Origin of the sequence: Microcoleus sp. B4-D4, from assembly GCF_036705185.1 — a bacterium.
Lineage (GTDB): Bacteria > Cyanobacteriota > Cyanobacteriia > Cyanobacteriales > Microcoleaceae > Microcoleus.
The window spans coordinates 1-11465 of sequence record NZ_JAUBTX010000086.1; the positions used below are offsets into that span (position 1 = coordinate 1).

General features: G+C 45.7%; 12 protein-coding genes and 1 tRNA gene. 10 read left to right on the forward strand and 3 right to left on the reverse strand.

Annotation, left to right across the window (positions count from 1 at the left end):
• Nucleotides 1-85: 85 nt before the first annotated feature.
• Nucleotides 86-493, reverse strand: a complete 408-nt coding sequence (locus QUB13_RS29805; RefSeq protein WP_333388551.1) for a hypothetical protein — start codon at nt 491-493, stop codon at nt 86-88.
• Between QUB13_RS29805 and QUB13_RS29810 the strand changes: the two genes are divergently transcribed.
• From QUB13_RS29810 to QUB13_RS29840, 7 genes are all read left to right on the forward strand, one after another.
• A complete protein-coding gene (locus QUB13_RS29810; protein WP_333388554.1) occupies nt 492-920 on the forward strand; it encodes a hypothetical protein in 429 nt (142 codons plus the stop codon). The two genes, QUB13_RS29805 and QUB13_RS29810, sit on opposite strands and share 2 nt — an antisense overlap.
• 141 nt (nt 921-1061) lie before the next feature.
• Nucleotides 1062-2216, forward strand: a complete 1155-nt coding sequence (locus tag QUB13_RS29815; RefSeq protein ID WP_333388557.1) for a DNA cytosine methyltransferase — start codon at nt 1062-1064, stop codon at nt 2214-2216.
• Between the two features lie 190 nt (nt 2217-2406).
• Nucleotides 2407-3747: a tRNA (N6-isopentenyl adenosine(37)-C2)-methylthiotransferase MiaB gene (miaB, locus tag QUB13_RS29820; protein ID WP_333388560.1), complete on the forward strand. Its 1341-nt coding sequence runs from the start codon at nt 2407-2409 to the stop codon at nt 3745-3747.
• Between the two features lie 340 nt (nt 3748-4087).
• On the forward strand, nt 4088-4489 hold the full coding sequence (locus tag QUB13_RS29825) for a hypothetical protein (RefSeq protein WP_333388563.1): 402 nt from the start codon (nt 4088-4090) through the stop codon (nt 4487-4489).
• A 120-nt stretch (nt 4490-4609) separates the two neighbouring features.
• Nucleotides 4610-5683 (forward strand): D-alanine--D-alanine ligase family protein, encoded by a 1074-nt coding sequence (locus tag QUB13_RS29830; protein ID WP_333388566.1) that lies wholly within the window; start codon nt 4610-4612, stop codon nt 5681-5683.
• 264 nt (nt 5684-5947) lie between these two features.
• The gene (locus tag QUB13_RS29835) at nt 5948-7030 is read left to right on the forward strand and encodes an AI-2E family transporter (protein ID WP_194065742.1); all 1083 of its coding nucleotides are present in this window, start codon (nt 5948-5950) and stop codon (nt 7028-7030) included.
• A 465-nt stretch (nt 7031-7495) separates the two neighbouring features.
• Nucleotides 7496-8725 carry an HhoA/HhoB/HtrA family serine endopeptidase gene (locus QUB13_RS29840; protein ID WP_333388569.1) on the forward strand — a complete coding sequence of 410 codons (1230 nt, stop codon included), beginning with the start codon at nt 7496-7498 and terminating at the stop codon, nt 8723-8725.
• A gap of 191 nt (nt 8726-8916) precedes the next feature.
• Here QUB13_RS29840 and QUB13_RS29845 read toward each other — a convergent pair.
• Nucleotides 8917-9001, reverse strand: a tRNA-Ser gene (locus QUB13_RS29845).
• A gap of 214 nt (nt 9002-9215) precedes the next feature.
• Here QUB13_RS29845 and QUB13_RS29850 point away from each other — a divergent pair.
• Together QUB13_RS29850 and QUB13_RS29855 are read left to right on the forward strand one after the other, a co-directional pair.
• The gene (locus QUB13_RS29850) at nt 9216-9584 is read left to right on the forward strand and encodes a 2Fe-2S iron-sulfur cluster-binding protein (protein ID WP_194012927.1); all 369 of its coding nucleotides are present in this window, start codon (nt 9216-9218) and stop codon (nt 9582-9584) included.
• A complete protein-coding gene (locus tag QUB13_RS29855; RefSeq protein WP_333388573.1) occupies nt 9581-10267 on the forward strand; it encodes a thermonuclease family protein in 687 nt (228 codons plus the stop codon). Before QUB13_RS29850 ends, QUB13_RS29855 begins: the two co-directional genes overlap by 4 nt.
• A 114-nt stretch (nt 10268-10381) precedes the next feature.
• Here the strand turns inward: QUB13_RS29855 and QUB13_RS29860 are convergent, their stop codons facing one another.
• Nucleotides 10382-10513, reverse strand: coding sequence for a hypothetical protein (locus QUB13_RS29860; protein WP_333388576.1), 132 nt, complete (start codon nt 10511-10513; stop codon nt 10382-10384).
• Here QUB13_RS29860 and QUB13_RS29865 point away from each other — a divergent pair.
• The gene (locus tag QUB13_RS29865) at nt 10499-11314 is read left to right on the forward strand and encodes an inositol monophosphatase family protein (protein ID WP_333086857.1); all 816 of its coding nucleotides are present in this window, start codon (nt 10499-10501) and stop codon (nt 11312-11314) included. The two genes, QUB13_RS29860 and QUB13_RS29865, sit on opposite strands and share 15 nt — an antisense overlap.
• Nucleotides 11315-11465 lie beyond the last annotated feature (151 nt).

The following is an 11465-nucleotide window of genomic DNA, read 5'->3' on the forward strand; positions in this document are numbered from 1 at the left end:
CGTGAGGCTATGAATGCCCATTCTTGTGACTTGGCTATGCCTGAGCTCATTCCCATTCTTCAGACCTGAATCCTTACGTTATTTGTTAGCTCCAATGCCCAATTCCCAATTCCCAATGCCCAATTCCCAATTCCCAATGCCCAATTCCCAATTCCCAATTCCCAATGCCCAATTCCCAATTCCCAATTCCCAATTCCCAATGCCCAATTCCCAATTCCCAATGCCCAATTCCCAATCCCCAATGCCCAATTGCCAATTCCCAATTCCCAATTCCCAATTCCCAATTCCCAATTCCCAATTCCCAATGCCCAATTCCCAATGCCCAATGCCCAATGCCCAATGCCCAATTCCCAATTCCCAATGCCCAATTCCCAATGCCCAATTCCCAATTCCCAATTCCCAATTCCCAATGCCCAATTCCCAATGCCCAATTCCCAATTCCCAATTCCCAATTCCCAATTCCCAATCTAAAATATAAAATATAAAATCGCATGACTCCCACCCTATTCGGCCGCTGGCAAACTCGCTTACTGCTATTTGCAACCGTAGGCGTTTTAGTAACACTGCCCTTTTTTATGGGTTTAATGACAACCAAATCCGGCTCAATTTTTTTCTTAATTTTAGGCTATCTAGCAATTTTTGGCCTCGGCTGGGATGCCTTATATATCTATATTCAGCAGTTTCGCTGGGATCGAGATTGGCCCGGTGTATTTCAATTGCTCGCCGGGATTTGGGAAGCGCTTTTTGTGTTATTTTTAATCAAGATTATTGGTTTGCCGGGAATACCTGCCCAAGATTTTGACTTGGGAGCTTTTGCACTGCATTATAGTTTAGTGTGGCTGGCTATTTATCTAGCATCGCAAACACTAATGCGGATTTTGTTTCCCCACTGGCGTTTCCGAGGCGGCCAGTGGTTGTAAAAATATTGTGTGATTTTTGTGATGCCTGTAGGGGCTGGTTTTACAGACAATCTGTGCCTAAGACCAATAATTTCATAAACCCGCCCCGGCCAATTACCAATTACCAATTACCAATTACCAATTACCAATTACCGATTCCCAATGCCCAATTTCCAATGCCCAATTCCCTGTATATTTTCATTTTTTTCCGGTTCGGGATTCCTTGACCTAGGTTTTGAATTGAGCGGCTTTAATGTAGTGTATGTCAATGAAATTTTCCCACCTTTTATGCAAGCATACCGCTACTCTCGGCAGTGTCTGAATTTGCCGTTACCAGAATATGGATACTGCGAAGGAGAGGAAGCAGATGTGACTCGACTTATAGAGGGAAAACCAGCACTTCACTTGCGAGAATTGATGCAGGATGCCCGCAAGCATCACGATATTATTGGATTTATTGCTGGGCCACCTTGTCCTGATTTTTCTATTGGTGGCAAAAACCGAGGTGGGGAAGGAGATAAAGGTCAACTTTCAGCTTCGTACATTGAATTAATTTGTCAGCAGCAGCCGGATTTCTTTTTGTTTGAAAATGTCAAAGGTTTGTGGAGAACTAAAAAACATAAGGCTTTTTACGACGAACTCAAGCTTAAGTTGGCTGATTCTGGATATGTTTTTGTGGAAAGGTTAATAAATGCGATCGAATACGGTGTCCCGCAAGATAGAGACAGAATTATTTTAATCGGTTTCCAAAAAGATATTGTTAAAAATATGGGTATTTATTTAGATAAAAATAGCCCGATGTTGCCTGAAAATTTATTTCCTTGGTCGAATCAGATATTATATCCAAAATCTGAAGTTTTTGCTTGTCCTTGGCCTGAAATAAATGCCTTTTTCGGTGATAGTTTTTTGCCTTGCCCTGATGGCATTCCCAAAGATTTAACAGTACAGTTTTGGTTGCAAAAAAATGATGTTGCCAACCATCCTAATGCCCAACACTATTTTCAACCAAGAGCGGGAATTAAAAGATTTGCTGCTGTCGATGAGGGAGATGATTCTAAAAAATCTTACAAGCGTTTGCACCGGTGGCGTTATTCGCCTACTGCTTGTTACGGCAATAACGAAGTTCACTTGCACCCTTACAAAGTTCGCAGGCTTTCTGTTGCAGAAACACTGGCTATTCAGTCGCTACCAAAAGAGTTTGCGCTACCAGAAAATATGACCTTAACTAATATGTTTAAAACGGTGGGGAATGGAGTTCCTTACTTAGCTTCCCAAGGAATTGCTAAAACAATTTTACATTTTTTATATTCCAAATAAATAGATAGTCGCTTATCAAAATGATCCTCGCTAATTCGGTTTGTAGTGAAAACTTTATTCCTCAGAAAAAGAGAGGACTAAAGTTTTCCCTACAAACGGTAAATTAACTGGAGATGATATTATCCACAAAAGTGTTATAATAGTTTGTTGAGCTTGAAAACCTAGATTTTTTATTTGCCTGCAATTCGCCATGACTGTTAAACCCCGCCGCTATCACATCACTACTTTCGGATGCCAGATGAATAAAGCCGACTCGGAACGGATGGCCGGCATTCTGGAAAATATGGGCTTTGAGTTCTCGGAAGACCCTAACGACGCTAGCTTGATTCTCTACAATACTTGCACGATTCGCGACAATGCCGAACAAAGAGTTTATTCTAACCTGGGAAGGCAAGCTCATCGCAAGCGCAAAGAACCTGGTTTGACTTTAGTTGTGGCTGGATGCGTGGCGCAGCAGGAAGGTGAAGCGCTGCTTCGCAGAGTGCCGGAATTGGATTTAGTAATGGGGCCGCAACACGCTAACCGACTTGAAGATTTGCTGGAAGAAGTTTTTCAGGGAAATCAAGTTGTGGCGACTGAAGCTGTTGAGATTATGGAGGATATTACTAAGCCTCGCCGTGATAGTAAGGTGACTGCTTGGGTGAATGTAATTTATGGCTGCAATGAACGCTGCACTTATTGTGTTGTGCCGAATGTTCGCGGGGTTGAACAGTCACGAATGCCGGAGGCTATTCGGGCGGAAATGGAGGAGTTGGGCCGTCAAGGTTACAAGGAAGTAACTTTGTTGGGGCAGAATATTGATGCTTACGGACGGGATTTGCCGGGGACGAAACCGGACGGCAGCAACCAGCATACTTTGACAGATTTGCTTTATTTTGTGCAGGATGTTCCTGGGGTCGATCGCCTCAGATTTGCTACTAGCCACCCGCGCTATTTTAATGAAAGATTGATTAAGGCTTGTGCGGAGTTGCCGCAGGTTTGCGAACATTTTCATGTGCCTTTTCAGTCGGGCGATAATGATATTTTGAAGGCGATGTCGCGGGGTTATACTCAGGAGAAGTACCGCCGGATTGTTGATATGATTCGCGGTTATATGCCGGATGCTTCGATTACTGCTGATGCGATTGTGGGTTTTCCGGGGGAGACGGAGGCGCAGTTTGAGAAGACTCTGAAGTTGATCGAAGATGTTGGTTTTGATTTGGTGAATACGGCGGCTTATTCGCCTCGCCCGGGAACGCCTGCTGCTTTGTGGGAAAATCAGTTGAGTGAGGAGGTGAAGGCCGATCGCCTGCAACGGATCAATCATGTAGTCACAACAACGGCTATGGAACGATCGCAGCGCTATTTCGGACGCACTGAGGAGGTTTTGGTGGAAGTTCAGAATCTTAAGGATTCCAGTCAGGTGATGGGACGCACTCGCGGCAATCGTCTCACTTTTTTTAAGGGCGATATTGCACAGTTGGCGGGTAAAATTGTGCCGGTTAAAATTACTGATATTCGCGCTTTTAGTTTGACTGGAGAAATGTTATAAGGGCTTTTAAATATAGCCTTTCAAGCGAAAGATGAGGTGCTGTCGGGCATAGGGCATAGGGCATAGGGCATAACTCACAACGCGATCTAACCGCTATAACTTGTGCAAAACCTCTATTATGTTGTAGGATGCCCCGCAAGCACCTGAGATAAAGATTATAGCAATCCTCCCATCAGTTGTGTAATTTATTGTAGGGCTGTTACCTTTGAAAATCCCCGATTAATCAGGGGTAGGCACGGGGCGCTACCCCTACAAGTTTTACGAATCATTTAGGATTGCTATAGTGCGATCGAGAGGAATGCAAGTCCTCATTTAAATTAACAAAAAAGGGTTTAAATTCATGACACCAAGTTCAGAATTCGACGAACAACTGTCTGCTTCACAAGCAGATTTGCCGCAGCCAAACGAAGACGGAGAATATACAAGAACTTCGCACCAATATTGGGAAGTGGTAGATTCTGACCCGAACGGTCTCAACTGTCGCATGGGAACTCATTCGATTCGGGAAATTGAAGATCCGGGGAGCAAGATAGATTTAAATATTGGCAGTTGGCCTGTTGTTGGTACTTTGAAACAAGGGCAGAATTTTGAAATCTATCTCGGCCCTAGCGGATTGGGGGTTTTGTATGACGATCGACATAAACCTTGGTTTTTTGTGGCAAAAAGTGAGGGCGTCGGCGGGCCGAGTAATTGTTTTGTTCGGGCTCGCAGCAGTTTTGTGAAACCTATACAGCCGGAGTAGCTATAGCTGATAATAGCCCAAGTTTCCTTACCCTCGATTCTCACTTGCTGTCTCATACTTCCTGGCCTAGCTGCGCTAAGTGCGTGTATATTTGTCAAAAAGTACCGGGAGTATTGAAAAATGACGAAGATGCGGATCGGGTTACTCTTCGGCGGGCGATCGGGCGAACATGAAGTCTCGATTAGTTCGGCGCGGGCGATCGCCCGCGCCCTCGCTGCTGATGCAAATGCCTCTAAATACGAAATTCTGCCCTTTTACATCCAAAAAGACGGCCGCTGGCTGTCGGGCGCGACACCACAACAAGTTTTAGAAACAGGAAAATCTCTGGAAATAGAGCAACAATCAGGACGAGAAGACTCTCTCGCATCTAGACAGTTTCCTAATTTTAATGCAGTAGATGTTTGGATACCTGTTTTGCACGGGCCCAACGGCGAAGACGGTACGGTGCAAGGGTTGCTTAAATTATTGCAAATTCCTTTTGTCGGTTCCGGGGTTTTGGGATCGGCGCTGGGAATGGATAAAATTGCGATGAAAATGGCTTTTGCTCACGTTGGTTTGCCACAGGTAAAATATGTCGCTGTCAACCGTTCCGACATTTGGTCTAATCCTTGCGTTTTCCCCAAACTGTGCGACAAAATTGAGGAAAGTTTGGGCTATCCTTGCTTTGTAAAACCCGCGAATTTGGGCTCGTCTGTGGGAATTTCTAAGGCTCGATCGCGCGCTGAATTAGAAGCGGCCCTCGACAGCGCTGCTAGCTACGACAGGCGGATAATTGTGGAAGCGGGTGTGGTGGCTAGAGAGTTAGAATGTGCGGTTTTGGGCAATGACAACCCAAAAGCTTCTACGGTGGGAGAAATTACTTTTAAAAGCGATTTCTACGACTATGAAACTAAATATGCTGAGGGACAATCCGATTGCTCAATCCCGGCAAAAGTTAGCGATGCGATCGCCTCGCAAATTCAAGAAATGGCAGTGCAAGCGTTTTTGGCTGTAGACGCAGCCGGTTTAGCGCGAGTAGATTTTTTCTACATTGAATCGACGGGAGAAGTTTTGATTAATGAAATTAATACTTTCCCTGGCTTTACAGCTACCAGTATGTATCCTCAAATGTGGGCGGCGGACGGCATTCCTTTTCCAGAATTAGTAGATTGTTTAATTCAATTAGCTCTCGAACGGCACGGGAAAAAAGGTTGAATCGCGAGTCGCTAATCCTGTTTTGGTAGCAACAGCAAAAAGTAAGTTATTCCGCAGGTAATATATCCATACTAGCGGAAACGATATAAGATGGTTCTGGCAGGCAATGCCTGCCAGCAGCTCAATTTCTGCGGCTGGTCGAGCAACTGATGATTTTCTGCAGGCTGGTATAAATAAATTCAACATAAAATGGTTGACCCAGAACCGCGAATAGCAGTGTCAATCTCGCATCAGGCATCTCCAATTTTAACTGGGTTAACTTAGATGAGACGTTTCACTCAACTGTCGCATTGGTGGACTTACGGATTGTTCTTTCCGCTAACGGTACTCAACTGCTGGTTAGCGCTGCTGGTTTTTGAATATTTTCGGGCCCTGATTACCGTTTTGGTAGTCGCTACAGTGTTCTCTTTTTTGCTAGATTATCCGGTGCGCTTTCTCCGCAGATATGGTTTGAAGCGCGATCGGGCAGTTTTGTCGGTATTGTTTTTGACTTTACTGATATTAGTGGTTTTAACTATCACTCTGGCTCCTATTTTGCTCAATCAAGTCACTGAACTCGCCACGAGGCTGCCAACTTGGATAGTTTCTGGGACGCAACAGATTGAAGCATTTAACAAGTGGGTGGAAAATCGAAATCTCCGCATTGATATTACCAGTTTAACTGCTCAATTGAACGATCGACTTTCAGCTCAATTGCAGTTTCTCACGGGCGAAATCCTCAAATTTGGTTTGGGTGCGGCAGACAGTGCCGTGAATTTTCTCCTGACAATAGTCCTGACATTTTACTTGCTCTTGCACGGCGATCGCCTGTGGGAAGGATTATTTAAGTGGCTACCTTCCAAACTGAGCTTGCAATTGCGGCTGTTGCTGGCGCGAAGTTTCCACAACTACTTTGTCGGCCAAGCAACTTTGGCGGGTTTGATGGGACTATCGATGACTGTGGCTTTTTTAATTTTACGAGTTCCCTTCGGCTTGCTGTTCGGTTTGGGTGTGGGTGTAATGACGATGATTCCCTTCGGGGCACCTTTTAGTATTTGCGTTGTCAGTTTGCTGATTACATTAAACAACTTTTGGCTTGGTGTCACAGTTTTAGCTGTTGCTACCATAATCGATCAAGTCATTGAAAGCGGGGTAGCTCCTCGGTTATTAGGCGGTTTTATCGGCTTGAATCCCGTGTGGATTTTAGTGTCGCTGCTAATAGGGGTGAAAGTTGCGGGATTAGCAGGTTTGATAGTTGCGGTGCCGATGGCCGGTTTTATCAAGAATGCTGTTGATGCTTGGGAAATTTCTAGGCACAAATCGATGGAAATTGATGAGGTTAATGCTATTGAACCTATGGAGCAATAATACTATTTTAGATTTGAGATTTTAAAATTGGGAACGATCTCGCAGCCCGTAAAATAACCCCGATCGCCTTTGCAGTCAAGACTCAGGTTTTGACTGCAAACTAATTTAATTGCAGTCGCGACCGCTAAGTTGACAAAACTGATTCGATGAAGATTTCTTCCGAGAAAATACGGAATATGCGGGTCGGCTACCGTAGTATGTATTATCGCATTTAGGTGGCAATTGGCCAGTGCTGACAAAAGATCGCCCTTGCAAACAGCAATCAGCCATTAGCCGGGTACAGTCCGGTTTCTACCCAACTCTGTAGGGTAAACCCTACCAGGCAAGTAGATCTAACAAATGCTTGAATTAAAATTATAGAGCATTGAGTTGTAAGTTAGTTACACGGTAGTGATAAAAATGCAAAACGATAATTATAAGTCTCGCCCATTTTCCAACCATATCAATACTATGTCAAGCAAAAATATGCCTAATCAAACTCAGCTTTCTCGCAAGTTTTCTATGCCCAAAAAACTTGCTTTTTTATCTCTAATTTTGATCGGCTCCACCGCAACTGTCGGCTGCAATGCCCTAACTTCTTCACTTCCCGGCTCTTCTAACGCCATCAAAGCTGAACCTGCAAATGCTGCATCGCCAATCTCAGGATTCCCGGCAAATATACTGCCTTCTCAAGACTCAAATTTTGTGAGTAAAGTGGTGCAGGAGGTCGGGCCTGCAGTGGTGCGAATCGATTCTTCTCGCACGGTGAAAACCCAACAGCCTGATGTTTTGAACGATCCGTTTTTCCGCCGCTTTTTCGGGCCGGACTCTCAGGTACCGCAGGGAAATCGGGTAGAACGAGGCTCCGGTTCGGGTTTTGTTTTTGGTTCCGACGGTCGCATTTTGACTAATGCTCACGTTGTTGACGGTGCCGATACGGTGACGGTAAAACTGAAGGACGGTCGCGAATTTGTGGGCAAAGTTTTAGGGGTAGATACAGTTACTGATGTGGCTGTTGTGAAAATTGAAGCTAACAATTTGCCTGTGGTGAGTTTGGGCAAATCTGAAGAGTTACTGCCGGGAGAATGGGCGATCGCGATCGGCAATCCCCTCGGTTTGGACAATACCGTGACTGTGGGGATTATTAGCGCTACAGGCCGTTCTAGCGCCGATGTCGGCGTTCCCGACAAGCGCGTCAGCTTTATTCAAACCGATGCCGCCATCAATCCCGGCAACTCCGGTGGCCCGTTGCTGAACCAGCGCGGTCAAGTTATTGGCATGAATACGGCGATTATTCAAGGTGCCCAAGGATTGGGTTTTGCGATTCCGATCGATCGGGCGCAACAAATTGCCGACCAATTAGTAAGCACCGGAAAAGCGGAACATCCTTATCTCGGCGTTCGGATGTTGAGCATTACTCCCCAAATCAAGGCAGAATTCAATAAAAATCCCAACCCTAAATTGAAGCTGACTGAAGATAAAGGCGTGTTAGTTCTGGGAGTTGCGAAAGATTCTCCGGCCTCACAAGCGGGAGTTCGCGTTGCCGACGTGATTAAGAAAATCAACGGTTCAGAAGTCACTGATGCTGGCAGCGTACAGCAAATTGTCGAGAAAAGTAAAGTAGGTGCGGATATGCAGCTTGAGTTGAGTCGCGGCGGGCAACCGGTGACTGTGGCGGTGAAAGCTGGTGCTTTTCCGGCCGATATGAAGCAGTAGAATGGTTGATATTTTAGGTTAAGTTAAGCCAGGGATTTTAGGTCTCTGGCTTAACTTTTAAGTGTTTTCGTGGGGCGGGTTTATAACATTTCTGGCAAAAGATAAGGGATTGACCGATCGATCGCTCAATCCATCAATCCCCCAATCTGTAATTTCAACTTGTAACTCACCTTTTTGACAAAGGCTATAAACGGAGAGGGAGGGATTCGAACCCTCGTTAAGTTGCCCTAAACACACTTTCCAGGCGTGCGCCTTCAACCGCTCGGCCACCTCTCCAGGGCTAAATTTATTCATTTAGCCACAGCTAAACTATCTTAGCAGAACAAATCTGATTTGGGAAGGGGTAAGGGCATAAATTTGTTGTTTAATGTGGGTAGGGTGTCACGCGGGGCGGATAGGATTCTCCTCGCTGTAGCGCAAACCCATTGATATCAAGGATTTTGCCTGCCAAACCCGAATCTAAAATCTAAAATCTAAAATCTAAAATTCCATGACTCGTTCTTACACCATTAAAATTCATAACAGACAGACAGGCGATCGCCACACAGTGCGAGTACCCGAAGACCGCTACATCCTCCAAAGCGCCGAAAACCAAGGAGTAGAATTGCCTTTTTCCTGTCGCAACGGCGCTTGTACGGCCTGTGCGGTGCGCGTCAAGTCGGGGGAACTGCACCAGCCTGAAGCAATGGGGCTTTCTGTGGAACTGCAAAAAGAAGGTTATGCTTTGCTGTGCGTCTGCTATCCCCGTTCTAACATTGAGGTAGAGACGCAAGACGAAGACGAAGTTTATGAATTGCAATTCGGTCGCTATTTCGGTAAAGGTAAGGTTAGAGTCGGTTTGCCCTTGGATGAAGAATGATCTCAAATCCGGTAACTGCGGAATTATACCAGAGCGAGCCGATCGCGCGCGAGACATCACTACAAGGGAAAATTTATTACGAAACAGAAAACTTTTATTTTCCCTGCCAAAGTGTAGCTTCCCTCAATTGCCAATTGCCAATTCCCCATTCCCAATTAATAATGCTGCTTTATCGGTTATTTGCGATCGCCCTTTGCGTGTTGTTAGCTAGCTGCCAGAAACCTGAAATGCCCCAAGGTACGATCGCCAAAGTAGAAAGAATCCTCAGCGGGCAAACAATCGAAGTTATCAGCACAGCCGACAAAATCGCCTTATTAGAACAAATCAGACTGATTGGTATTGATGCACCAGATTTTCAACAGCAGCCTTGGGGAGAAGCAGCCAAACAAAGATTAGAACAGCTAATTGGGGGAAAACAGGTATTGTTAGAATCAGACATCGAAGAGAAAGACCAGTTCGATCGCAAACTAGCCTACTTGTGGCAAGATGGAATTTTGCTCAACGAACAGCTAGTCAAAGAAGGTTATGTTTTGGCATCAGGGCGATCGCGCAACACGAAATATCAACAGCGACTCCTAAACGCTCAAGAATGGGCGAGACTCATGGGTAAAGGCCTGTGGAATCCAGAACGAGCTTTGCGCCAAACACCCGCAGAATTTCGCCAACAAAATCAGCAGAAATAGTCAGTTGATAGTTGACAGTTGACAGTTGACAGTTGACAGTTGACAGTTGACTGTTGACAGTTGACAGTTGACAGTTGACAGTTGACAGTTGACTGTTGACTGTTGGCATTAGGATTATTCTTCCCTCTTTCTTAGCGTCCTTCGCGTCTTCGCGGTTCGTTCTTCCCTCTTCCTTCTTCCCTCTTCCTTCTTCCTTCTTCCTTCTTCCCTCTTCCTTCTTCCTTCTTCCCAATGACAGACAATCAACTGCAAAACTACTTAGAAATAGCCACCGAAGCAGCCCTAGCCGCCGGTGCCGTCCTGCAATCTTTCTGCGGTAAATTAGAAAATATTCAAGAAAAAGGTCGATCGGGCGATTTAGTCACAGAAGCCGACAAAGCCTCAGAAGCCGTCATCTTAGAAATTCTCGGCCGCCACGTACCCGAACACGCCATCCTCGCGGAAGAATCGGGTTCATTAGGGAATGCAGCTAGCAAATACCTGTGGGCGATCGACCCTTTGGACGGTACAACCAATTATGCTCACCAATATCCTTTTTACGCCGTGTCGATCGGACTTTTAATCGACGGTATACCACAAATTGGCGTAATTTACGACCCTTCTCATAACGAATTGTTTCGCGCAGCTAAAGGATTGGGCGCAACCTGTAACCGTTCGGCGATCGCAGTTTCGCAAAGCTCAGAATTGAGAAATAGCTTGCTAGTGACCGGCTTTGCCTACGATCGGCGATCCACAGCAGATAATAACTATGCCGAATTCTGTCACCTCACCCACCTCACCCAAGGCGTGCGGCGCAGCGGTTCCGCAGCCCTAGACCTAGCACATACAGCCTGCGGGCGATTGGACGGATACTGGGAACGGGGACTCTCCCCTTGGGACGTAGCAGCCGGCGTACTCATCGTCTCCGAAGCCGGAGGTCAAGTTACAGCCTATGATGGGGGTGCCTTTGAGATGAACTCTGGTCGAGTTTTGGCCACCAACGGCAAAATACACGCCGAACTAAGCGGCGCACTGCTGTCAGTTCCTCCCTTATCTTCATGGAAGTAGCGTTTCGACAGCAAGGGATCGGGGGTAATACGGGGGTCACAACCCCTTAAGTCAAGTTACATTAAAGGATAGTGAGTGCGATTCGTTTAGTCGAAACTGAGTAACTATACTCAGGGGATGGCTAGGATGACTACAAAGTCATCACAACTAA